This is a genomic window from Desulfosarcina ovata subsp. ovata (genome assembly GCF_009689005.1).
GTDB lineage: Bacteria > Desulfobacterota > Desulfobacteria > Desulfobacterales > Desulfosarcinaceae > Desulfosarcina > Desulfosarcina ovata.
In genome coordinates, this window is record NZ_AP021879.1 from 1,902,883 (window position 1) to 1,927,198 (window position 24,316).

General features: G+C 41.9%; 25 protein-coding genes and 2 pseudogenes. 2 read left to right on the top strand and 25 right to left on the bottom strand.

Annotated elements, in window-relative coordinates; translation table 11 throughout:
• Nucleotides 1-25: 25 nt before the first annotated feature.
• The 9 genes from GN112_RS08650 to GN112_RS08690 form a co-directional block, all read right to left on the bottom strand.
• Nucleotides 26-1,177 carry a radical SAM/SPASM domain-containing protein gene (locus GN112_RS08650; RefSeq protein WP_155309838.1) on the bottom strand — a complete coding sequence of 384 codons (1,152 nt, stop codon included), beginning with the start codon at nt 1,175-1,177 and terminating at the stop codon, nt 26-28.
• Nucleotides 1,167-2,321, bottom strand: coding sequence for a GNAT family N-acetyltransferase (locus tag GN112_RS08655; protein WP_155309839.1), 1,155 nt, complete (start codon nt 2,319-2,321; stop codon nt 1,167-1,169). Before GN112_RS08655 ends, GN112_RS08650 begins: the two co-directional genes overlap by 11 nt.
• A 28-nt stretch (nt 2,322-2,349) precedes the next feature.
• Nucleotides 2,350-2,997 carry an exosortase C-terminal domain/associated protein EpsI gene (locus tag GN112_RS08660; RefSeq protein ID WP_155309840.1) on the bottom strand — a complete coding sequence of 216 codons (648 nt, stop codon included), beginning with the start codon at nt 2,995-2,997 and terminating at the stop codon, nt 2,350-2,352.
• Between the two features lie 222 nt (nt 2,998-3,219).
• Complete coding sequence (gene xrtA, locus GN112_RS08665) at nt 3,220-4,035, bottom strand: exosortase A (RefSeq protein ID WP_155309841.1); 816 nt, start codon at nt 4,033-4,035, stop codon at nt 3,220-3,222.
• Nucleotides 4,032-5,315, bottom strand: coding sequence for a glycosyltransferase family 2 protein (locus GN112_RS08670; RefSeq protein WP_174247658.1), 1,284 nt, complete (start codon nt 5,313-5,315; stop codon nt 4,032-4,034). The genes xrtA and GN112_RS08670 overlap by 4 nt, the downstream gene beginning before the upstream one ends.
• 697 nt (nt 5,316-6,012) lie before the next feature.
• Nucleotides 6,013-7,185, bottom strand: coding sequence for an aminotransferase class V-fold PLP-dependent enzyme (locus tag GN112_RS08675; protein ID WP_162458847.1), 1,173 nt, complete (start codon nt 7,183-7,185; stop codon nt 6,013-6,015).
• Nucleotides 7,186-7,627: 442 nt separating this feature from the next.
• Nucleotides 7,628-8,008: a GxxExxY protein gene (locus GN112_RS08680; protein WP_155309843.1), complete on the bottom strand. Its 381-nt coding sequence runs from the start codon at nt 8,006-8,008 to the stop codon at nt 7,628-7,630.
• A gap of 348 nt (nt 8,009-8,356) precedes the next feature.
• The gene (locus GN112_RS08685) at nt 8,357-9,427 is read right to left on the bottom strand and encodes a FemAB family XrtA/PEP-CTERM system-associated protein (RefSeq protein ID WP_155309844.1); all 1,071 of its coding nucleotides are present in this window, start codon (nt 9,425-9,427) and stop codon (nt 8,357-8,359) included.
• Nucleotides 9,428-9,678: 251 nt separating this feature from the next.
• A complete protein-coding gene (locus tag GN112_RS08690; protein ID WP_155309845.1) occupies nt 9,679-10,062 on the bottom strand; it encodes a VanZ family protein in 384 nt (127 codons plus the stop codon).
• A gap of 630 nt (nt 10,063-10,692) precedes the next feature.
• Between GN112_RS08690 and GN112_RS08695 the strand changes: the two genes are divergently transcribed.
• Nucleotides 10,693-11,670, top strand: coding sequence for an IS1595 family transposase (locus tag GN112_RS08695; protein WP_231716968.1), 978 nt, complete (start codon nt 10,693-10,695; stop codon nt 11,668-11,670).
• Here the strand turns inward: GN112_RS08695 and GN112_RS08700 are convergent.
• The 8 genes from GN112_RS08700 to GN112_RS08735 all read right to left on the bottom strand — a co-directional run bounded on the left by GN112_RS08700 (nt 11,641) and on the right by GN112_RS08735 (nt 16,770).
• Complete coding sequence (locus tag GN112_RS08700; RefSeq protein ID WP_155309846.1) at nt 11,641-11,943, bottom strand: hypothetical protein; 303 nt, start codon at nt 11,941-11,943, stop codon at nt 11,641-11,643. The genes GN112_RS08695 and GN112_RS08700 overlap by 30 nt on opposite strands.
• Nucleotides 11,944-12,161: 218 nt before the next feature.
• Entirely contained in the window at nt 12,162-13,325 is a 1,164-nt protein-coding gene (gene wecB, locus GN112_RS08705) for a non-hydrolyzing UDP-N-acetylglucosamine 2-epimerase (protein ID WP_155309847.1), read from the bottom strand.
• A 546-nt stretch (nt 13,326-13,871) separates the two neighbouring features.
• The gene (locus GN112_RS08710) at nt 13,872-14,246 is read right to left on the bottom strand and encodes a GxxExxY protein (RefSeq protein WP_155309848.1); all 375 of its coding nucleotides are present in this window, start codon (nt 14,244-14,246) and stop codon (nt 13,872-13,874) included.
• Between the two features lie 477 nt (nt 14,247-14,723).
• Nucleotides 14,724-14,945 carry a type II toxin-antitoxin system HicA family toxin gene (locus tag GN112_RS35195; RefSeq protein WP_155309849.1) on the bottom strand — a complete coding sequence of 74 codons (222 nt, stop codon included), beginning with the start codon at nt 14,943-14,945 and terminating at the stop codon, nt 14,724-14,726.
• Nucleotides 14,942-15,253 (bottom strand): type II toxin-antitoxin system HicB family antitoxin, encoded by a 312-nt coding sequence (locus GN112_RS08720; RefSeq protein WP_197743295.1) that lies wholly within the window; start codon nt 15,251-15,253, stop codon nt 14,942-14,944. Before GN112_RS08720 ends, GN112_RS35195 begins: the two co-directional genes overlap by 4 nt.
• Before the next feature lie 265 nt (nt 15,254-15,518).
• Entirely contained in the window at nt 15,519-15,899 is a 381-nt protein-coding gene (locus tag GN112_RS08725) for a GxxExxY protein (RefSeq protein WP_155309850.1), read from the bottom strand.
• A gap of 242 nt (nt 15,900-16,141) precedes the next feature.
• Nucleotides 16,142-16,543, bottom strand: coding sequence for a type II toxin-antitoxin system tRNA(fMet)-specific endonuclease VapC (gene vapC, locus GN112_RS08730; protein ID WP_155309851.1), 402 nt, complete (start codon nt 16,541-16,543; stop codon nt 16,142-16,144).
• The gene (locus GN112_RS08735) at nt 16,540-16,770 is read right to left on the bottom strand and encodes an antitoxin (RefSeq protein WP_155309852.1); all 231 of its coding nucleotides are present in this window, start codon (nt 16,768-16,770) and stop codon (nt 16,540-16,542) included. The genes vapC and GN112_RS08735 overlap by 4 nt, the downstream gene beginning before the upstream one ends.
• A gap of 384 nt (nt 16,771-17,154) precedes the next feature.
• On the opposite strand from GN112_RS08735, the gene GN112_RS34290 reads away from it, so the two are divergent.
• Nucleotides 17,155-18,411, top strand: a complete 1,257-nt coding sequence (locus GN112_RS34290; protein WP_231716904.1) for a hypothetical protein — start codon at nt 17,155-17,157, stop codon at nt 18,409-18,411.
• Nucleotides 18,412-18,954: 543 nt separating this feature from the next.
• Here GN112_RS34290 and GN112_RS08745 read toward each other — a convergent pair.
• From GN112_RS08745 to GN112_RS08780, 8 genes and pseudogenes are all read right to left on the bottom strand, one after another.
• Entirely contained in the window at nt 18,955-19,710 is a 756-nt protein-coding gene (locus GN112_RS08745) for an SGNH/GDSL hydrolase family protein (protein ID WP_155309853.1), read from the bottom strand.
• A gap of 454 nt (nt 19,711-20,164) precedes the next feature.
• Nucleotides 20,165-20,326, bottom strand: a pseudogene (locus GN112_RS35200) (HEPN domain-containing protein); the annotation flags it as partial.
• Between the two features lie 21 nt (nt 20,327-20,347).
• Nucleotides 20,348-20,557: pseudogene (locus tag GN112_RS08755) on the bottom strand (nucleotidyltransferase domain-containing protein); the annotation flags it as partial.
• Nucleotides 20,558-21,011: 454 nt separating this feature from the next.
• Nucleotides 21,012-21,371, bottom strand: coding sequence for a four helix bundle protein (locus GN112_RS08760; RefSeq protein WP_155309855.1), 360 nt, complete (start codon nt 21,369-21,371; stop codon nt 21,012-21,014).
• 52 nt (nt 21,372-21,423) lie between these two features.
• A complete protein-coding gene (gene hepT / locus GN112_RS08765) occupies nt 21,424-21,852 on the bottom strand; it encodes a type VII toxin-antitoxin system HepT family RNase toxin (protein ID WP_155309856.1) in 429 nt (142 codons plus the stop codon).
• A 712-nt stretch (nt 21,853-22,564) separates the two neighbouring features.
• Complete coding sequence (locus tag GN112_RS08770; protein WP_155309857.1) at nt 22,565-23,047, bottom strand: ribonuclease toxin HepT-like protein; 483 nt, start codon at nt 23,045-23,047, stop codon at nt 22,565-22,567.
• Complete coding sequence (locus tag GN112_RS08775) at nt 23,037-23,381, bottom strand: nucleotidyltransferase family protein (protein WP_155309858.1); 345 nt, start codon at nt 23,379-23,381, stop codon at nt 23,037-23,039. The genes GN112_RS08770 and GN112_RS08775 overlap by 11 nt, the downstream gene beginning before the upstream one ends.
• Nucleotides 23,382-23,585: 204 nt before the next feature.
• Complete coding sequence (locus tag GN112_RS08780; protein ID WP_155309859.1) at nt 23,586-24,131, bottom strand: MBL fold metallo-hydrolase RNA specificity domain-containing protein; 546 nt, start codon at nt 24,129-24,131, stop codon at nt 23,586-23,588.
• Nucleotides 24,132-24,316 lie beyond the last annotated feature (185 nt).

Below are 24,316 nucleotides of genomic sequence, written 5' to 3' on the forward strand. Positions count from 1 at the left end.
TTATCTTTCTTAAACTTAAAGAAGATTATATTAACTTTTCATGAATACGTTTGTAGTAAATTCTTTGCATTCCCTTGATAATATTATAATTTCTTTCAACGCCCATGATACAATGTGAACACATTTTGAGAGTATTCTTATTTTGTTGTTCTCGAAATCGAAGGTGCGTTTTATTATTCCAGATATCCTGTAAAGGCGTAGCAGATAGGTTCCCAAGTTTATAATTTGAAAAAAAAGGACAGGCTATGATGTTGCCATACGGATCAACGGTTACCTGATTTCGTTCCATATAACACTTTGTGTTTGGAACTGTTCCGGAAACAATATTTTTTTTAGAAAGTGTATCAATATTTAAAGTATACATTTCTGTATCTGAGTATTTATACTTTTTGATTAGTTTCGGCACTGTTTTTTTAAGCTTCTTTGCTTGATCATTATTTAGCAAAAGCGACTCTCCTCTAAGAAGGAAGTAAGGATCGGGATATATCCCATCAATACGTGATCTTTTAACATGAACCTCCGTGAACTCTCCTATATATTCTAACGCACACACATCAAAATTCTGTTTATGTGCGAAAGATACTATTTCTTCAATAGAATCAATGTTTAATTTTGATATTGTCGTATTGCAGTATACCGTAGGTCTTTTAGATCCTTTTAAACTTCTCACTTTTTTTAAATTTACAATCGATTTAATGATATGATCAAAATTGCCTTTTGTACCACGTATCTTATCGTGATTTTTATCTATCTCATCTACAGAAATATACAGAGTATGTAAACCGGCATCGACTATCTCTTGTATTGTCTCTTCGTCCAATAGGATTGCGTTTGTTGGCATATGAACAACCATGCCCAACTCATTTGAATATTTTATCAACTCAACTGTCAACTCTTTCCTTAAAAATACATCGCCACCGAATAATTCTATTATTTTAACACCATTCACACTTAAATCTTTTATAATATTTTTCCATTGTTGAAGATTTAGCTCATCTTTTTCATTTACTATTCTTTTCCACATAGTACATGCACGGCATTTAGATGTGCATCGAAAAGTTAAAAACAACAATGCATGTCGCGGTACTGCCTTGTAAAAATCTATCTCACGCTTATATAATTGAACAAAGTCACTGCTTATTGTTTTTATCGCATTAATACCTTTATTAATTACCATTAAATTTCCCTCTTATTATGTTTTTCAATAACATGAATTGTTTGTTTTTCCTTAAAATAGGCAACAATAGAAATTCAAATAAATATAAAATGTTAGATAAAAAATTTGAATTAAATAGCAAGATTTGTTGTAGTTTCTCCGTTTCATCAGTCCAATTCATCAAATATTGATAACAATGACCACATGAATAGTATAATTTAATCTTTTTGCTATCAAATAAATTTTTTATAATGCTGTATTCTAAGAAAGAACCAGGTGATAAGTTGCGATAGGCTTCATCATAATCCGCACGGAGGGGATAAGCAACATTCTTGTAAACCAAATGATATTCATAAGCTATTGGTATATTGTCGTAATTCAGCACCCAAATTTTACTCCATCCCTTCTTAAAACCTATCTTCGAAATTCTTTCATAAAAATTACGTTCTATCGGATTATCAACAATTGATCTACAACATTCACCTTTCCAGCTGCAGGATGAGACATTAAAAATTTGTTCCAATGATAATTTTGCATTTTCAATTTTTTCAACTTGTTCATAGGTTATCTTCTCGGCTTTATTAATCCTGTTTATTTTGTTACGTAATGACTTTTTAAATTTTTTAGATTTTAACTTCCAGAATTTATCCCAGCCGTTTTCAATTCTTATAACAGGTGTGACCAAAGAGGATTCTTTACCGCATTTGAAACACTTGTATTCGCCTATTTTTTCTATAAATAAATTTCGTTTATCATTGTCTCTAAATTTATCAAATATTGCTATATCCCAGCTTCTTTTACATTTACTTATATAATAAAGCAGTATATCTATTGCAAACGCTTTATACCCTTTTGAAATGATGAAATCGAAATGAGGTGTGATCCCATCCGTACATGAATGAAGCTTTGTTATCGGTACTCCACGAAAAGTACATTTACTTATTTGAAGAAGAAATATTGCTATAACCTTTGCTCTATCAAAGAGTATAAGAACGTGTAATTTACTCTTTTTCGGCCCTAATTGATTCGCCTGCCACCAGCATTCAAACCATTCAGGTGTTAACGCTATAGATGCATATTCATCTTCCTCGATAATTTTGTTCCATGCATCGCTATATTTAAGCAGCAAGTCAAGGTCTGTAATTATTTTAAAATAAATATTCATAATAATTATACCATTCAAAGATCCGCATTTATTTTTCCTCCGGCCAGAAAGCAGGCAACAATTGCAGAATCTGCCCGGCAAACTGAACGGTTTTCATCTTTGCCTGATCGAGACCGCTCCTGTCAGAAAGCATCGAAACCTGTACGTATGCACCGTCATTGCGATTGTGCCTGATTTTTAGTAGAAGTCGCTGGATGTTTTGCTGAATTCCGGTTACCATCACCTTGTCGCCATCGCTTTGGTACCAATGCAGCATGGTGCGGTAGGTGTTGCCCATCTCCGCGACCACTAGGTTGACCGTCTCCCTTTTTCCGGAGACCTCTATGGCGACTTTTTGGTTTTTAACGATTCCCCAACCCGCACCTGGCAGGCAGGCATACGGATTGTGGCCGGTCCTCCCTCCCTTGGCGGTCCCGTAATAGCCAATGTAGAGATTTATCTGGGTTCCGTCGGCAGACCGGTAATGCCGGTATACATGCCTGTCGGCGTTCAATTCTTTGTATATGGAATCGTCGAAGCGATCTTCAGTGCCGATATAAGCGCCCAAGGCATAGGGAATATTCTCCAGGTTGGTTTTTACGACGACTGGCTCACCACGCTGTGCAATAAAAAAGACCAGACCAATCGTTAACACCAGCGTAGATAAAGATATGCAAAAAGATCTAGATGAAGGCATGATATAAAAAAATGGCTCCAGAATTAAGGTGTCAGAATACAGGGTTCAGAAGCCAATAGCCGATAAGAACAGAGGGCAAATCTTGATTGGTTGTTTTCAAACCGGGTGCTGTACGCACACCCGGTCACAACCGCAACGATTGAAACACTGAAGTGTTTTTGGCTTTTCCCGCTTCGCGGGGAAATCCAAGCCACCCGCTGAGGGGGTGGTCGTTGACTCACTTTAGGTTTCCCTTTTCTGCCATATGTTGATCAGCTTGTATTCTACATATAGCAACGCCAGGCCGAACACAAAAACGACCATTCCTGAAAAGTCATGCAGAAAGCCTCTTGCCACCGCCGAACCATAAAAATGCGCTAAAATACCAGTTCCAGTGACACGAACGATATTGGCGAACATGGCCAGCGGTATGGTCGACAGCAGGAATATGATTTTTGCCGTAGGGCTGAAATGCGACAAATAAATGAAAATACTTCCCAGCATTAACAGCGAAACGATGGAACGCAAACCGCTGCAGGCTTCGGCTACCTCCAATTGGGTTTGTACGAAATACAGCATGTTTCCTTCCTGATGCACCGGAATACTTGTCAGTCGGATTACAAATGCGGCAATGTCGGTTGCAACATGCTGAAGTGGAAGCGAAATCAAGCCGATTAGCGACACCGGTATCGGCACCATGAAGAGCAGGAAAAGCATCGGGAAAAGCAGTTTCCGAGTTACATCGCCGCCCCAATTATACAGCACCAGACCGATCAGTGAAAAGACGATCATGGCGCGAGCGGCAACGGCGACGCCACCAGCGTAACTGATCAGATAGAGCACCAGACTGAAAATCAGCAGGAGTAACCCCCAGATGGACTCCCGCTTGTGGAGGTCGATGATCGCCTCGCGATGGTTCCAAATAAAATACAAGCTGACGAATGGAACGAGAATGCCATGCGAGTTGTCGGAATGGTTCAACCAGGTTGAAACCATTTCCGGATATACCGGGTAAAAAGCGAGCAGCCAAAGCACCAGCAGAAAAATAAATCGAATCATCGTTTGGATGGTTCCCAGAATGTGGCACGCTGGCCTTTAAAGTAGCTAAACCATGCTACCAGTATTGAACAGTTAACGATGGTGAAGAAGTAGGAAAGTTTAGTGATAGGTATAAGCTTTAAGGCTGAAGCGGTAAGTATTTTAAATGCTTTCTTAAGGACATTGGATTTAATATTGTCAGGTGAGAGGAAAAGATCAATATCTCTATTCACTATGAGATAGTAGAAAATCGCAGTCGTGTAAAACAAAAGCTGAGCGATGAAAACAAGAATGAACGAACCGGAATTAATAACGATCAGGAAATTGGATAGAAACGCAAGAATCATAAAAAACGGAACCAACCACCGGCAAAGTTTGTGACTGAACAATTGCCAGGCAAACATGCCGTATTTTTTCGGGTTCAACAGAGACAAGTTCCTCATCAGAACCGATATGCCGCGCAATACCGTTCTGACCTTCCTTTGAAATTCCTTTTTTTCGTCAGCAATGTTTTGGTAGTAGCCGATGCTCTTTGGATCCGATACACCTCGCAATCCAATCTTGATAGAGTTAAGCAATGTATTGAAATCGCTTTGTAGATCAGTTGCCCAGTTTTCACAGACGGTTCTTCTGGCAGCAAAGAAAGAGCCACTCAACCCGACGAGCGTATTGACTTTGGTCTCCAGGTTTCTGAGAAACATTTCATAGCGAACATACGCGCCCTCACCACTGACATTTCCATCTTTATCGATAAATCGGTCCTCACTACTGACACAACCGATGGTTGGGTCACTGAAGTTGCCGACGATATTTTGGATCGCATCTGGCTTTAAGATTGTCGCGACATCCGAAAAGACTAAAATCTCGCCCGATGAGGCATCTACTGCGTGCTTCTGGGCGTTTTCCTTGCCTTTTCTTTCTGGGGCCCGCACTAACCTCACACCAGCGTTTGAATAGCTATTAACGATTTCATCAGTATTATCACTAGAACAGTCCGAAGCGACGATGATTTCAAGGTTGTCCTTTGGATAATTTAAAGCCAATGAATTCTTTATTTTGTCTTCAATTCGCTTTTCTTCGTTGTAGGCGGTTATGATGAAGGAAACTGAAGGAAGGTCGTCATGGGTATGGTTATAGGTATAAGGTGGATGGTTTAAGGTTGAAGCAAGATCTTTTTTTTCCTTTGAAGAAAATAAGGATTTAACTTTGCGATAACCCAAAATTGCCATGAGGCATGAGGGATAGCCGAAGTAGGCATAGAATATCATGAAAACGGAAAACCAGAATATGAATTCTAACATTTGTATTTCCAACTTTTAGACAGGATTAACAAGATTGTATGGATATTTAAAATAAAAGAAAAGGGTACTTTTTGACAGGGTTAACATGATTGTATGGATAGCATTGATGTAAAATATAAAAAGAACAAACTTGGACAGGATTTACAGGATCGTCAGGATTTTAAAAACAAAGCATTGCTTTTTCGCGTAGCGACCACTTCTCTCATCCTGTACATCATGTTAATCCTGTCTATAAGTTTTTTGTATTTCGCGTAGCGACTTATTTTATCCTGAACATCATGTAAATCCTCATTAATGAAGTTTCAGTTCTTTACAAAATGTTTCTATCGGAAGTATGCGAACCCCATTTTTTTTATAATCTCTGGTACCCTGGTGTACTTGGTAGAAATCAGGAATATCTGTCCGCTCTTTGAAATAGGCCATGGTATAATAGACCCAACACGATTTTAATCATGAGTAAAATAGAGTGTGTTCTGAATTGACCACGCTGCATGCATTGTAAGCTGAACATCGGACATCGAATGAAAAAACACTAAAAATTGACAGGATTTACTGGATCATCAGGATTTTAAAAACATAAACAACATAAAGTTTTAATTTTTTCGCGTAGCGACCACTTCTTTCATCCCGTCCATCATGTTAATCCTGTCAAACCAAGGCTTTTCTTTTTCGCGAAGCGACCACTTTTTATATCATGTCAATCCTGTAAATCCTGTCTGACTGTTTTTTGCACTAAAATAGAAATGTCCTTGGCCATTCTTTCATCAATTCCGATATGTGTAGGAAGAGTGAACAGCTTCTCCGCGATTTCGGTAGCACCTGGTGTCAAGCCCTGCTTATTCCTTAAATGGGGTTTGATTGAAATTTCATCGACTATCGAATGCGGATACATCTGCCGAATTCCATATCGCTTCATTTTTTTATCGAGCATAGTATTAGTCAGCATCACTGGAAAGCGGATAATTGAGGTTGCCTGATCTGAGTTTAGGACCTGTAATTTTGGATCGATCATTTCCGAGTAAATATCTGAGATTTTTCTCCGATGCTGATTCAGCCTGTCAAGGCTTGGCAGGCTCATCGCCATCATTGATTCCATGGCACGGGGCAACCCTTCAACATTGAAGTCAGGATCGAAAACCGTCTCGCCAAGGCCGAGGGGCAGCATTTCAGGAATCCAATAGAGATATGGTTTTGAAATGGCCTGTGTGGCAGCCGTTACAATTGCTTGCTTGTATCCCTTTTCTTCGGAACCTATTTGAGTGATATTTAAAATATCTTGATGACTGTTCGAAACCAGGGCGCCTCCCCCTCCAACCGGTAGAGGTTTGCCTCTCCCGAAACTGAACAATCCGAAATCTCCCAGAGTGCCAGGAGCCCTTAGTTCGTTGCCCTTTCCAAATGCCTGGGCCGCATCCTCGATTAGGTATGCACCGTGTTGTTGAGTTGAGTTGATGATTTCATCAAGCGGCGACAAAATACCAAAAAGATGCTGGGCAACCACAGCCAGGGTCTTCTCTGAGATGGCACGTCGAAGGGAGTCAACATCTGCAAAAAGGGTGCTTGGATCAAGATCATAGACGGCGATTTTAAGACCAGCTTTGGCGACGGACGCGGCTACTGAATAACAAGTATAGCCGGGGATCAACACTTCATCACGATTACCGCCCTCTCTTTCTTTTAGCGACAAAAGCAATTTGTATAACAGCACTCTTGCACTTTCAGCGAGGATGCAGTGCTTAACATTCAGATAGTTGCACAGAACAGATTTGAAATCGACCGGCTCCCTGTTGAATGTTGATAGAATGGCCGACCAAGGGATTTTCGTCTCGGCAGGGGGGTACCAAGCTAAATTTTTTAAAAATTTTAACACTAATGAATGGATTCTATTTTTAGTAATTTATTTAGACAGGATTAACAAGATCTTCAGGATATTTTATTCATGGCTTTCGGCCAACTATTTCTCATAATTATTAATAATGAAAAGAACATTTATTTAAGTTTTTTCGGGTAAAACCCGTATATTATGTTATCTTGGCAATCCTGTTAATCCTGTCGGATAATTTGTTATTTTTTATACATGATTTACAGGATGAATAAGATTGTCTTTAGTTGGCCTTCGGTGTTTTTTTGACAGGATGTACAGGATTGTTTACATGGCCTTTGGCCAAATAGGAAAATAATTATAATAAACATGAAGTGATTTCGGGTGAAGCCTTTTTTAGGTTAAAATCCAGCTAATCCCGTTAATCCTGTCTACTTGGTTGTGCTTCTTCTGTCGAATACCGTAAAGTTCAATTATATTGTAAATCATGTTAATCCTGTCCAAAGGGCTTTCTATATTTTCTTTTAACATCTACCGACGTTGGTCCAAAATTAATCAGTAGTCCGATATCCTTCCTTATGCAATTCAGATAGTTGACCAATTGAACTTCATGCTCTTTTGCAATTTTTTGTATCGATTTCAGTTCAACGACAACAATATCTTCAACAACAAGATCGGCAAAGAACTTCCCCACAATTTGATCATCATAGTAAACTTCGAGTGGTTTTTCAGATTCGACATTCAGATTTTGCTTGGTCAATTCAATTACCATCGCCTTATGATAGACGCTTTCCAGAAATCCAAATCCCAGGTGATTATAAACTTTGTAAGCGCATCCAATAATTTTGTGTGTTATCTCGTCAGAAATCATTTTTTATGTTTTTGACAGGATTAACAGGATCTACAAGATAATGAAAAATATTTGGTTTCGCCAAAGGCGAAATAATCAGGTTCCTCCGTCGCCTCAATGGTAAATTAATCATTGTTTATATCTCTCTATCGTTTTTTGATACTGTCAGCCTTTTGACAGGATTAACAAGATCTACAGAATTTACATATAAAATCGCGTAGTACACCGCCTGAGTGTAGAACAGGCAACTATATGCTGAATTATTTGACCGTGTGCTGTTTCGCCAGAGGCGACCAAACATCCTGACAATCCTGTAAATCCTGTCCAATTTCTTTTTTTTAACAATCCTGTCAGTCCTGTAAATCCTGTCTACAAGCTTATGTATTTTCGAATATGAGGGCCAATAATATTAGCCAACTTTAAAGGCATTTTACGCCACAACTCGGCGGCCAGTTCTCGTTTGTCTATACCTTCGCCAGTATTGATTTTGTCTTTTCGCTTCCTGTCATTATCATTCAGTTCATACCAGACCAAGGGAATCGGTTTTGCTCCCCATTGCTTTTTGAATTTATACGTCCCCTCACCTTCCGTAGAACGCCCGAAATCGAAATAAGCAAATCTGTTGTCAGCGCTATATTTCAAAAAATTCCAATACAGAAGCATGTTGGGGCCTAAACGATTATATTCCCTCAACGTTGATGCCCATGGAATGGAAACGCACTTTCCGCCTAAAAGAATAATACCCATCCCGATGATGCGCCCCTCAAAGGTAGCCAGACCCAGTTTGGCTCTATTACCATAGTTTTCCAGAACTGCCTTCAGGAATAATTTTGAATGAACCGGTGATCCAAGCTCATGCATGTTTTTCGAAAATACATGGTAAGCGCCGTCAATATCTTCCAAACCGCCCCATTCGAAGACGACTCCATTTTTTTCCGCCTTGCGTACCTGGCTGCGAAGTTTGGATTTGAAGCTTGCCAACAATTCTTCTGGCGAAGAAGGTAGATTGAGGAACATTCGAACTTTATCGGTATCTATTGCCTTGAACTGCGATTGAATAGTTTCGGTTGGTGCCAAATCGCCCCGAAGCTGGATGTTTTTTGTTTTCTTTATAATATTTAATTGTATCGCCTCCTTGCATAGCGAATCCTCGATTTGGGCATCTACCGAAATACAACTGCCTACGTCACAGAACGGCAAGGCAACCATTTCGTTGATGAATGGAAATAATCGAAGTTGCACCAACGGCAAGATACCGACAATCTTATTATGCTTTTCGGCAATCAAATAATGGCATTTATGCTTGTATCCGGTCTCGATTGCCTTTTTCCATGCTAAAAGGTGGTAGGGTGATGCATTCGGGTGACTCAGTACAAACTCGTCCCAACGTTGACGGTCAGACTCTTCGGCAAGTCTGATATTTATTGAATAATCGTTCATGTATATTTGACAGGATTAACAGAATTTCCAGGATAAATATTTTATCTCACACCCGCTTCGCTCGAAGCGCAGAGAGCACTGAGGACAAGGTCTTTGGGACACGGATTAACACGGATGAGAGTTAAAGCATTCAGCTACACTGATAAACAAGCCAGCCAGGAAAAACTATAAATCTTTTGCCTTGGACCTACAGCCTTCTATCGGAAAAATTTTTTTTGACAGGATTTACAGGATTATCAGGATAAAAACTCTTAAACCAGCTTGTAAATCCTGTTAATCCTGTCAAAAATTCTAAAGGCAAAAAACCCCAGGATGATCCCGATAAAATCCAAAATAATATCAGAAAACGAGGCCGTTCTACCCGGTACCATCGATTGATGGAACTCGTCTGATAACGAAAAGAGAAATAGACCGATCAAAACAAAAAACGTTTTCCTGTGCCACAGCATACTTCCATGAAAAGCTTTAAACCAAAAAAAGCTTAAACAAGCAAACACAGGTACATGTGCAAGGTTTGAAACCAAACTGTCTAAAGAATCATTTGAAGAGACGATAGTAATATCCGGGATAGATGACGCGTAAGTGATGAACAGGGTGCCAAATATGGCCAGGATTAAAAATTTATAATTAACCATCGGACGACAAATTTCCTGCCAGTTTTATATCGTCTACAGAAATATTTTTTATCTTGTAAATCCTGTTAATCCTGTCTAAACTGGCTCAATCAAGATTTGCCAGCAGAAGTAAAAATTGCTCAGCGACCTTTTTGCGTCCAATCTCGTTCAGGTGCCCGCCATCATAAGTATATTCAGGAGCCATGGAATATAATATGTGTTGCCGTCCACCTCGAAAGATTCGCGCGTTCCATTGTGGAAGGTGGATTCAATCTTGGCAATATCGAGAATGGGATCTTTCCCTTGGAACTCTTTAATCAGTAGCTCATTATACTCGGTTCTTTTCCGATTGTCCTCCACACCACCTATTTCCCTTCCAATAAGCTTCTTGATGGAGGCTTTCCATCCGGTTTGGCGCTGTGTCAAAGGTGCCGTAAAATGAATAATGGTTAGATCGGGGTAATCTTTTCTTAGTTTCTCAACATCTGCCTTATATTCTTAAAAAACCTTGTTGACATCGGTCTTGAACATTATGTCTACATAGCAGAACTTAAGTGCGGCAGCATCGGCATTGCTCCCAATCCCGGCACTAATATTTTTAAGTGGGTATGCACTTGACTCAAGTAACCACAAGATGTAGTGTGTCTTCCTATGGAGGAAGATTACCCCCGCACCTTGTCGGAGCTTGAGAGCCGGTTCAGTACCAATGCTGCCTGTTTGGAGTATCTGCAAAAGATCAGATGGCCGAATGGTTTCATCTGCCCCCAATGCAAAGCACAAAAAATATGGAAGACAGGCAGAGATTTGTTCCATTGCACCAATTGTGGAGCACAAAGCTCGGTCACTTCTGGAACTATATTGCACGGCGCTCGCAAGCCCCTTCCGATGTGGTTCCGTGCCATGTGGCATATTACAAATCAAAAGTACGGTGCAAATGCACTGGGGTTGAAACGGCTGCTTGGCTTGGGGAGCTATCATACGGCCTGGCAGTGGCTCCATAAACTGCGCCGAGCAATGGTCAGACCGAATCGGGACAAGCTGTGTGATTTGGTCGAGGTCGATGAAACATATGTCGGCGGAGCAAAGCCCGGAAAACGAGGACGGGGAGCCGCAGGAAAAGCCTTGGTTGGTATCGCTGTGGAAATGAACAGCGATGAGGATGATCATGCACTGGGAAGAATTCGGTTGCAGCACCTTGAAAACGCATCTGCCGAAAGCCTGATACCGTTCATTCAAAATGTCGTCCAGCCGGATAGTACGATCCGTACGGATGATTGGGCTGCTTATGCTAATTTGAATGATTACGGTTTTAAGCATGTTTCTCTTGGCTCGAAAGAACTCAAGTCTGTCCATTTAGTCGCTGCTCTGTTAAAACGCTGGCTTCTTGGTACATATCAGGGAGCAGTACGGCCCTCTCATTTGACCTATTACCTCGATGAATTCACTTTTCGTTTTAACCGGCGGAAAAGTGCTTCTCGTGGCAAGCTCTTTTACCGACTGGTACAGCAGGCAATGATGGTAGATCCGGTTCCCGCTCCGTCACTGAAAGGACCAGCCCTACCTTTTCTTACTGGGCAGGATAATTCGAACCTGGATCCCTTAGATGCCGATCTCGACCACAATATATAGTGGGTACTTGAGTAAAGTGCATACCCACTTATTTTTATTAAAATCATCTATTTTTGATTTTGGATCAGTATTCTTGCCAACCGTGGAGTGTGCAAGAAAGCCGCCTTTAATGCCATTGACATCCTTGGTTTCGACGATATTGAGCTTGATCTTTGGATTTTCCTTCATCAAGTCTTTGATGCCGTCAATAATATTATACCCCACCGACTGATGGCCAAAATAGATTTTCTTCTGGGACAGCTTTTCCCAGGATGCATCAGGGATATCCTTCAAGCTGTTATAGGTGACTTTTTTTGTTCCATTTCACCCCCTTGAGAACAGGACAATGTTATCAATAAAGTCGAACATATTAGCGCTATTATTAATTTGTGCTTTTCAATCATAAGTTACCTCAACTGTTCTCAAATTTTGAATTATGAGTTTTGAATTTTGAATTGGTTTTTTACCGCCCACTTTACTCAAGGCGCAGAGTTCTCAGAGAATTAGATTTCCTATGGATGAACACGGACAGGAATAATTTCAGTTTCGAATTTTAATTTTTCTATGGACTCAACAATCCGATGAGCGGTCTGGCCGTCCCACAAGTCTGGTGGCGTTCTTTGGATTCGGTCCATTTTTAAAGATTTTATAGCCATTGCTTCAATTTCATCATGGGTGCACAAACGGTTGGTGCCTTCGGTGACGGTGACCGGGCGTTCGGTGTTGGGCCGCATGGTCAGGCATGGAATGCCAAGATAGGTCGTCTCTTCCTGGATGCCGCCGGAATCCGTTATGGCCAAACGGCAATTGAAAACCAGACTCATGAAGCGGACATAGTTTAACGGTTCAGTCAAAATTATGCTGCTACATTTCGTAAGACTCGGCATCAGGCCGTATTCCTCAAGATTTTTCCTTGTGCGTGGATGAACGGGGAAGACCAGAGGAATCATTTTGGAAATCGAAATAAGCGATGTGCATAGCGAGGATAAAATTTCAACGTTGTCTACATTCGCAGGACGATGGAAGGTCACAACTCCGAATTCATTTTTATTCAGTCCAAACTCAAGATGAGTATTCTCGGCCTTGATCGTGTCGCGCATCATTTCCAATGAGTCGATCATGATATTTCCGACGCGCTCAATCTTTCCCTTATCTACACCTTCTTTGACCAGGTTTGCATCGCCATCCGGAGATGGCGTCCATAAAATATCCGCCAGTGCGTCGGTGGCTATGCGATTGATCTCTTCGGGCATGGTTCGGTCAAAGGAGCGCAGGCCTGCCTCTAAGTGCGCGACCACAGGGCGGATAAATAAGTTTGTTGAGTTCTTTGGGTTGGTTGGATAGTTGACTTTAACTGCAGCGATGGTGCAGGCGAGCGTGGAATTGACGTCGCCGACGACGACAACCATATCCGGCTGCTTTTCGTAGATCACTTTTTCATAGGCAATCATCACCTTGCCTGTCTGCTCGGCGTGGCTGCCACTACCGACGCCGAGGTGGATGTGAGGAGCAGGCAGTTTCAAGTCGGTGAAAAAGGCATCGGACATATTAAGGTCATAATGCTGACCCGTATGCACGATAACAGGTTCAGCCCAATCTTCTCTTTTTAAAGTATGGTAAAGCGGAGCGATTTTCATGAAATTGGGTCTGGCAGCGGCAATAAGATGAATTTGCATTAGGTTACAACCGTTTTAATTCGCTTGGTTAGTTGGATTGGTTGGTTCGATTGGTTTAATTGGTTCACTGCCCACTTCGCTCAAGGCGCAAAGGTCGCAGAAATTTATTTAGCCACAGACACACACGGACTCACACGGACTGACACGGACGTTTTTAAAACAGCCTACGGCTGGAAAGACCTTTTTATGGGACACAGATGAACGCAGATGGACACGAATCGGGTGTTAAAGGTTCAGCTTCGCTGATTATCTCACCGCCCGCTTCGCTTGAGACGTGGAGTTCGCGGAGGGGTTTGATTTCCCTAACGGGAATAAAAATTGGCGAAGCCACCCCAATTCTACATTTTCTTTGCGTTCGTTGCGACTCTGCGGTGATATTTTTTGCTGTATCCGCGTGTATCTGTGAAAATCCGTGTGCTATTACTGCTTTTTCGGGGACACGGATGAACGCGGATTAACACGGATAGAGCGTAAAATTCTCAGCTATCGCTGAATTTAAAGCTATAATTTCTTTATCCGCGTGCATCTGTGTAAATCCGTGTCCAACTATTTCTTGCTGTTATCGAACACTTTTCGGCTCAATTCCGGCTTTGGCCCAAAGTTGATCAGAAGCCCAACTTCTTTATCGGTGGCTTTCAGGTAATTGAGTAACTGCGCTTCATCTTCCGATGTTAGGGATTTCTTTGCCTTGATTTCGACAATCACTTTCTCATCGATGATTATATCTGTAAAATATTGTCCTACAATCTGGTCAGAATAGATTACATTTATGGGTGACTGCTGGAAGGCGGACACCCCTTCCTTTCTAAATTCGATCATCATCGCATTTTCGTATACCTTTTCCAGGAAGCCATACCCTAAGGCGTTGTATACCCGGTAAAAGACCTTGATGACTTCTTCGGTTAGCTCTTGATGTTTCATTTTTTTGGGACACGGATTAACACGGATAAACACGGATCGGAAAAGCAGGGTCAGCTGGCGTTGAAAGCTGTGTTCCAGAACAACCGGGATACGATTTTTTCTTTTTCCGCTGGTGTCAAGGGTTTCATTGGATATAATGGTTTTTAGGGCACGGATGAACGCGGGTGGACACAGATAAGGCGAGCATAGAATCAGCTTCGCTGAGTTAAAAAAACAAGTTTTTTTCCGTGTTCATCCTGAAAATCCGTGTACTATTGTCTTTTGAGTTAAGAATTGGTTTTTTGGCGAAGCCAACACATCTGGTCTCTCTCTGTGATCTCTGCGACTCTGCGAGAGATAATTTGTTTCTCGCCCGCTTCGCTCGAGGCCACAGAGGCGCGGAGTAAGTTTGATTTCTGGGGGGGAAATTGATAAAAACAATTTCGAATTTTAAGTTTTGAATTTTGAATTTTGAATTATGGAAAGCTTTTAAATCATTCATTCCAAAAAATTGTTTGGTTCTATTTCAAGATCATATCGTATTATTTTGGTTAATAAACCTTTTGGTACATCTTTATTTCCGTGATCCGGAATTGTAGTCTTCCTTCCATCGGGATGAACAAAGCGTATGTGAGAACCCCGTTGTCTTACCCGTTGAAACCCTAATTTTTCAACCCGCTTGATCAACTGTTTAAATGATATAGTCGGGAATGACGTCATACAGCAATCTCTACATCCCGAACACCGACAAATTGAGTATAGCCATCAAATTCTGTTATATCCTCATCTAAACATGCACCAATCGCTTCTTTAATATTTTCCATCGCCTCATCAATAGTGTGCCCATAGCTATGGCATCCTTTAAAAACCGGGCACGTCACGATAAATATACCATCATCATCTTGTTCAACAATTACAGGGAAATGTTTTCTTCGCATAAATATCCCTTTTATTAATTGCAGTAAATCAAAAGCAAGTCTATATACATCAAGATCTCTAAAGTGCTTGATATCCCGCCTTTGTTTCATCTATCCGAATTCAAATCTTCTGCTCTCCCCAGTTTCTGTTATTATATTTTCCGAAGTTCCGCTCTTCAGCATTTCCTAACTCCAAAAATGTGGATGGGTGCCGATTTTATCTTTTTCTCTCGCCCACTTCGTTCGAGTACGCGGAGGCGCGGAGGGGATTGATTCCTGAAGGGGCGAAATCAATCTAAAACAGATGAAAGCCGATTTCTATGGGCAAAGCCCAATAAACAACGCCCTCTCTGTGATCTCTGCGACTTGCGAGAGGCTACTTTTCATTAATGATTCTCGTGATGCCCTCTTTTAGCAGGGTTTCATTGAAATTGATCAGTAACCCAATGGGTTTCTTCGCCAATCGCAAATATGTAAGCAGTTGTTTTTTATGTACCGATTTCACCAATTCGACGGATTTAAGCTCCACGATGATCGTGTCTTCAACAAGCATGTCTATCCTGAACCCATCATCTGTGATGACCCTATCGCGATAAAGAACGGGCAACGGCACTTCGGTCTTGAAATCCATCCCAATCGCATCAAATTCGATCGCCATGCATTTCTGGTATACCGACTCCAGCAGGCCTGGCCCCAATGCAGAGTGAACATCGATTGCTGCTTTGATGATTTTGGATGATAGTCGATTGATGTCCATTTTTTGGTTTCTCGCCCGTTTCACTCGAGTACACAGAGGCGCTGAGTTAAGTTTGATTTCTAAGAAGGGAATCAAACAAGTCAATCCTCTCTGTGATCTCTGCGACTCTGCGAGAGGCATCTTTTTTATTTCTCGCCCGCTTCGCTCGAGTACACAAAGGCGCGGAGTTAAGTTTGATTTTTGAGAGGGAAATCAAAAAAATGGATGAAACACAATATTTAAAATTTCACCAGAAATGGTCGCTATTCCAACCAGTTATCGATCATTAAACCCTTGACCCGACTGAATTCCCTTTGGTTATTGGTCACCAGGGGATAGCCCAGACTTAACGCATGCGCAGCGATAAACAGATCGTTGCCACCGATGACCAGTCCTCTTTTTTCAAGATCTGAGCGGACATCTCCGTAAACCACGGCGGCATCTCTGTCAAAGGCAAGAACCTCGATAAGCTCGCTCAGGGCATTCAACCGGCGAACATTGTCATCAACCCAACGACTTTTTTTTGCGCCGTTCATTAATTCCGCAAACGTTACAGCTGACATGACCACAGCGCCGGTCTGGCACATTTCGAGCCGTTTTAAGACACTGGGAGGCTTCTTTTTTATCGTATAAATGCAAATATCCGTGTCTAACATCACCGTCATATCGGTTCTCTTTCCTGCATCGACGGTTGGCAGCGTCCCTCTTCCATGAAATCATCCGACATTTCGGTTAAAAGCTCGAACACTCTGGACAGATTTTGCGGTTTTCGTTTTAGAACGATCTCGTCACCCCGTCTAAATATTTGGACTTCTGAAACATCGAATTGGTAGGCTTTGGGCAACCGGACCGCTTGGGAGTTGCCACTTTTGAAAATCTTTGCGGTTTCCATGTTTGCCTCCCTGTGGCCAAGCAGATAATGTATATACACATGTGTATATACATTATATTCTTTGTCAATGTAAATTCGCGCAAATGCCTATTTTACTTGAGGCGCAAGGGAATAAAGGATCCACCCTTAGAAAGGGTGGTATTGGGTTAACCCCTAAAAGGGGGTAAGTTTGCCGTTATTGGTAACCTTTAGCTACGCCTTCATTCAAAATTTACTGATTATAACGGATTTTGGGGAGTTTGATTCCAATAAGCCGAACATACAGTGGCCTATCCCCCGACAAAAACACAACATGTTGATATTATTGAAGATTTGAGTCTAGACTTTTTACTAATAATTTTATATAGTTAGAGACACATCCCGCCAAAGGAGGTCTCTAACTATATGGGAATAGCAGATACAAGATCCGCTAACCGAAACAACAGAATCATATGTTTGCCCTTTTCTCAAGGCAATTATGAATGCAACATACTCAACCCGGTTGATTTCAGAACTTCCGTAAACAAAAGGATCGAACTGTTTCCGGAATTATTCCCGGCTGAAATCGAAAATGGATATCGGATGAAGGATCTTTATTACTCAAAAAAACAATCCATATGGATCCGTCGAATTAAAATATCCGGTGTTGCTTACACCATTCGTCCTTCATTTGTACTGCCATACCTCGTTGGATTTGTTGACGAAATCGAAGATGCAATGTTTTTTAGAAAGTTCGACATACCATTTTGGGCCATAAGTCGTGTTTTCGGAAAAGATCCCATGTATTGGTATCGAATCGAACAATCTATCGGGCGAAACAGCATTGTCGGAACAACTGTCCGAAATCCTCAAGATGTTCCCGAACATCTTGCCGCTGATGAAAAGCATACTCGAATTTTAGGTGAAAAAACGTATGTGGCCACGACAGTTGGTGATGGCTGTATTCTCGGTGCAGCCGTTGCCAAAGACGCCGGAGAACAAGCGTTAACAGATGCGTATCAAGTGTACAAACAAGAGGCCCAGTGTATAAAGCCGGAATATTCACCGGAAACCGTGAATATGGACGGCTGGAAAGCCACCCGAAATGCGTGGCAATTCCTCTTCCCGGCAGTAGTTATCATTTGCTGTTTTCTTCATGTGTTTATCAAAATTCGTGACCGTGCCAAAAAGAAATACCGAGATATTTTTGAAAACGCCGCATCAAAGCTATGGGAGTGTTATCGCGCTGAAAGTAAGGCATCGTTTTCCCAAAGAATAAGAAGGTTGTACGAATGGTGCGAAAAGAATGCTGTGCCATCCGTTATCATAGATCCCATAACGAAGTTACGGAAAAACATTGCCGCCTATCGTGTTGCCTACGATCATCCTAAAGCACACCGAACCAGTAACATGGTTGACCGGTTGATGCAAAGAATGGATCGCCACCTGTACAGTACCCAATATTTTCATGGATCGATGGATGCAGCGCAGTTGAGTATTCGAGGATGGACGCTCATCAATAATTTTTCACCATACAATCCTCGAACGGTTAAGTTGCACAATGGATTTAAAAGTCCGGCGGAACAGCTAAACCAATTCAGATATCACAACAACTGGTTGCAAAACTTGTACGTTTCGGCTTCTTTGGGTGGGTACCGGAGACCTCCCCAAAATCCGATATAATCAGAAAATTTATAATTCATCATTAAAAATTGGTTTTTTGGAGAAGCCCTCTGAAACACGATCTCTCTGCGATCTCTGCGAGAGATAATTTGTTTCTCGCCCGCTTCGCTCGAGGCCACAGAGGCGCGGAGGGGTTTGATTTCTGAAGACCGAAATCAATTTAAAACGGATGAAAGCCGATCTCTATGGGCATAGCCCAACTACCTATTCACTCTCTGTGAGCTCTGCGACTCTGCGAGAAACTATTTTTATCTCGCCCACTTCGTTCGAGTCCACAGAGACACAGAGTTTGGCAGCCTTCGGCTGATAGACCAGGCTATGGAGCTAATCAACGGATTCGCTTTGCGTCTCCGGAAAAAAAATCATTTGGTTTTGTTGAAATTGATTGGTGGGCCAAGCGGTTTGTTGGCCAATCGTAAAATGGATTGAATCTGTTTTTGATCTTCGGGTGAAGTCTGCTGAAACACGACCTGTGTGTGTGCTTTAGGGCTCTGCGAGAGGCTTAATATTTACTTTGGTCGGCATCCAATAGCCATTGGATTATTATAGATTTGCCAGGAGGAGGATCAGCTGTTCGGCAACTTTTTTACGTCCTATTTCATTGAGGTGACCGCCATCGCTGGTGTATTCGGGCACCAATGAATAGTATGTTTTACCATCGACTTCGAAGGAGTATCGGGTACCATCAGAATTGGTGGATTCGATTTTCGCAATATCCAATATGGGTTCCTTGCCTTGATACTTGGCACGCAGTAATTCGTTGTATGTGTGTCGGTTTATATTTTCCTTCGCTCCACCAAGGGAACGACCAATGATCTTCTTTACCCAGGCTTTGGGGCCAGTTTGAAGCGTTGTCAAAGGCGCGGTAAAATGAATGATCGTCAAATTGGGAAAGGTGTTGCGTATTTTTTCAATCTCACTTTCATACTCAGCAAACAGTTTCTCGGGATCGGCGTTGGCAAGGATATCCACATAGCAGAACTTCAACGCAGCAGCATCGGCCTTTTTGCCGATACCGCCTTCGATGTAACGCGAAAAATCGTTAATTTTGGTTTCGGGTTGGGTATTTTTGCCGACTCGGGAGTGGGCCAGGACACCTGAAGTCAGTTCAGCGGGGTCTGTACTTTCAACAATCTTCAGCTTAATTTCGGGATAATCCTTCATGATATCCCGAACACCGTCAAGAATATTGTACCCGACAGACTGGTGACCAAAGTAGAAGCTCTTTTTAGAAAGCTTATCCCATGTTGTATCCGGGACGTCATTCAAATTTTTATAGGTCCCTTTTTTTTGTTCCATTTCTCCCCCTTGAGAACAGGACAATGTTATCAATAAAGTCGAACATATTAGCGCTATTATTAATTTGTGCTTTTCAATCATAAGTTACCTCAACTGTTCTCAAATTTTGAGCTTTGAGTTTTGAATTTTGAATTGGTTTCTCACCGCCCGCTTCGCTTGAGACGCAAAGTCCGCGAAGTGGTTTGATTTCCCTAACGGGAACGAAAAAGCTTTGACGAAACCAACTTCCTATTTCTTTTTTTTGCGTACTCTGCGGCTCTGCGGTGATATTTTTGATGTTAAATCTGTGTATTATTATTTGGGGACACGGATGAACGCAGATGAACACGGATAGGGCAAAATTTAATCAGCTGCGCTGAAATAACACCTGAAAATCTTTATCCGTGTTTATCCTGAAAATCCGTGTACAATTTAACGAATCAAACCAACCAAATTTTCCATATTCTGCTTTGAGCTATACAAAAAGTGATCTGACCACATCCATAATTTTTCTGGCATTTTCAATGCATTTAACAGCATCTTCTTCCAAATAAGCTTCCTCAGGTGTCAATTCCGGGAGTCCGTTGGGATACCGTGTTGTGATGTAGAATCGGTCAAGTTGAAACAGCGCATTTTTCCAGCGCTTTAAATTGTCTTTTCAACACTCATAGATAACCTCACCCTTTTCAATTATTTGTTTGATGAAAAACCGGTGGGCAATCTTTTCCAATTCATCGGACGTATATATCAGCATGTCCACGGAACGACCCGTGAGTACCTGTTGAATCTCTTCATAATCGTTATATCGATCAAAAAAGCGCTTATTGGTTTCGGTGATGATCATCAAATCCACATCGCTTTTCCGGGTCTGCGTCCTTTGGAAAAGGAACCAAAAAGATAGGCTTTTCTTGTTTTGCTTTTCTTAAAAACCGTCAATAAGAGCTTTTTGATCCGTTGAATTTCAATATGTTCATTTTTTTCATTTTCCTTTCACCGCCCGCTACGCTCGAGGCGCAAAGTTTATATCGTGAGTTGTTGGTTGATTGTGGTGGGCTGTGAAATTCTGCAGAACGTTCGATCTCCAACCTTCCACCTACCATCTACGACCTACATTGATTGCCACGGACCCACATGGACAACTGATTAATTTTGAATTCTTAATTTCGAATTTTGAATTTGTCTGTTGTGGGTTGGTGGCTGTGATCGCAAGGACTGTATATGTATTGAGTTTTTTTAGCATGGGGGAATCTCCGTAGTAGTTTAGGCGAGGGGCTATGGGCTATTGGCGATAGGAAAAAAGCCGTTTTACCCACCTCATTTTTCTATTTTTTTGAACGTGCCTTGATTAGACCGCCAAGCATTTTTCCTATGGTAATTGCCTGTTGATCAAGACTTTTAAAATCGTCATCATCCACATAACCAATCTGAGTTGCGATTTCCAATTGTGTTCTCAGTTCTGCGAGTGAACCCTTTGCTATGTACAGGAATCTTACAGCATCTTTGTCAGTATCCCGTTCATCTCCCTCTGCGATATTACTCGGAACACTCACCGATGAGCGCCTGATTTGGTCAGCCAGTCCATAATCCTTTCGAAAATTTCCATGTTTGGTAATCTCATAAATGTTGATTGCCAGATCGCGCGATTTCTGCCAGACAACCAGTTCTTTAAACCCCTTAGACATCACACCATTCCAATGTCCAACCGCCTATTGGCTATAGCCCAGAGCCTATCAGCTATACCTTTCTATTTTTCAACCAATCGACGATCGTATCTTTGTACCTGTCGAAGTCTTCAAGCCGTTTACGAAGTATACCAACAACGATTTCTGCATCTACCCGATCATAATGATGGACAATGACATTTCGGAACTTGGCAATTTGTTCCATGGTCCGGCAAATATTGGTACCAAGGATTCCATTTTCCTTAAGAGCGATAAATGCGTCCGCATAGCTTTCCGGGATTCTATATTTTTGGTCAGAGATGATATGTCCTGCAATATCCACACAGGTTTCGATCATCATTTGTAAGGTTCTTTCGATTATTCGCTGGCTTTTCCAATCGCTTTTGTAGTCTTCTACCGATATCGACCGGAAACCTTGGATTTGGGATGTATACTCTTCCAGTTCACTCAATTTTCGGAGAATGAGGGTTTCATCAACCATGATAAAACCGCCTTTTTAGGATTGCCGATTCCAATCGATGGTAATCAAAATATTTTCGCATGATCAACGAAGAATGCGCATGCCTTATAAATGGTTGTTTGTCTACTATGCAAAAATTACGTCTTTTCTTTCTTCCAAGTACTGGCTGGCGGACTTGATACGCTTCGAAATATCTTTTGGTAATTTGGACTGTCTGATCATTTTTTTGGTTCATCGCCCACTTCGGGCTTCTGATATAACGTTGGTATCCAAAAGATATTTGATCAAAACGCATCAACCGTCCTTCCGGCGGACTGATCCCTCAAACTCTCGAAATCGCTATCTGAAATTTCTACATCCCCTAACTATCTTCTTTTTATGTTTTTCTTTTCGCTCACAGTGTAAATAATTTTGAATTTTTAGTTTTGAATTTACAATTTGTTTGTTGTGGGTTGTGGGTCGCTTGTTGTTATTGTTCAAACTGACAGCTTCTATTTCCCAACTTCTGGCTTCTGGATTCTGACTCCTGATCCTTAACCTTCATTGGAAATTAAGATTTCATCATTCAGAATTGTTCTTTCACCGCCTTATTTAAAACTTCTTTTTCACCGCCCGCTTCGCTTGAGGCGCAAAGTTCACAGAGATTTTATTTTGCCACGGGCATACACAGACCCAAAAATATCTATTCTTTATTGCCACAGACGCACACAAACCTACACGGACCGAGGCAAAATCAAAAATCTATCTCAGTTATTTGATCCAAAAAATGGTTAATCTGCTTTTTCAGCATTTTACTGGTGGGCAGCAATTTTCTGGCTACGATCTGTTCCCTTTCCCAATCCAATTCAAATGCGTATGCGTGTCGGAATTTATGGCGGAAAGCTCGGAAATCATCCAAGCGTGCATACAATTCGTCGTCAATGACCCTCGGCCGGTAGCCGGATATTTCCATTTTCATCCGTTTCAGCAAGTCTTTATGCCAAGTCGACTGTCCAAGGTCATTTTCAAAAAAACGTGCAATGGATCGAAAGATATTTTCACAGCCATTGTAAAAATTGTGCAGCAAGTATCCGACGGCACCGCGGTCGTAATTGGGGACCTTCTCCGGTGGGAGTTCGATCTTTTTTTTGACATCGTTGAATTCCTTGACGACCATCTCTATTTTTACCAGTTCATCGGCGATGTCGGCTTTCAACAATTGGATGTTATACGCCATACACTTTCTCTCCGCGTTCTACAATTTTTCTGATAAACGTGCAGTCGTCGCTGTCAGTGTACAGATCGATGGGCAATTGCACCGCCTCTTCCAGCTCATGTCGAAAATTCCAGTATTTATCTGCAGGCAGAGACGATACATAAAGATCAACATCGGAGTCCTGTCGGATTCTGCCCGCAGCCACTGAGCCGAATATATAAACCGTTTGGAGGTTGTATTTCTTGAAAACCGGAGTGCCTTTTTCCTGCAGTTGTCTCTTGAATTCAGCGGCTCGGGCTTCTTGTTCCGATTTTTCGTTCGACCACCGTTGTTTCAATTTTTCGAATGAGGCCATCTATTGATTCACTTAAATACCTGTTGGTTGGGTCAGCTCAATCGGTTTAATTGGTTCACCGCCCACTCCGTTAGAGGCGCAAAGGACGCGGAAGATTGCAATCGCCCATAGCCTACCATAGCCTATTGCCTCTGACCTATCTGAATAGGAAACGAAAACTGCTCTATCCGCGTTTATCTGTGAAAATCCGCGTCCAATTATGGTCTATTGAACGGTGTGGCCTCGTTTTTCCAACACGTCCTTCAGCGTCGACCGCGCGCTGCCCTCCACATGCACCAATTTGATGGCACCGGGTTTTTCGGGTATGGATGCAATCCAGTCGACAAGGCCTTTCTGGTCGGCGTGGGCAGAGTAGCCGGTCAGTGTATGAACCTTGGCGTTGATGGTTTTGCGGTCGTCGTCGAGGTAGACGTAACCGCCTGGCTTGTCGGCATAATCCTGAATGGCCCGGCCGGGTGTGCCGGCGGCTTGGTAGCCGACGAAAAGGATGTCGTTTGTTGAATCCTCTATCCCTTTTGCCAGATGATCGACGATCCTGCCGCCGGTGCACATGCCGCTGCCGGCAAGGATGATCGCCGGTCCGCTGGCATCGCAGAGTTTTAAATGGTTGTGATGGTTTTCCACGGCGTATAGGCCATTGAAGTCGATGGGATGATCGCCTTTGCGGTGAATTTCCTTGGCTTCTTTGTCCCAGTATTCGGAAAGGTTTGAATAAATTTTCGTTATTTCAAGACCAAGCGGTGAATTTATTTATTTTTATGGGACTCTCGATTGAGTATATCATGAGTACCGATGATTCGGTGCCTGGGTTACATGGGTTCGTTGTGTTACTAAATTTCATGTGATTGTTGTCTCATTTTTCTGACAGAATTGACAAGATTTATCTGTGATGCTTCCGCTATTCAAAGCTTCCAATCTATGCCTATCGCCCATGA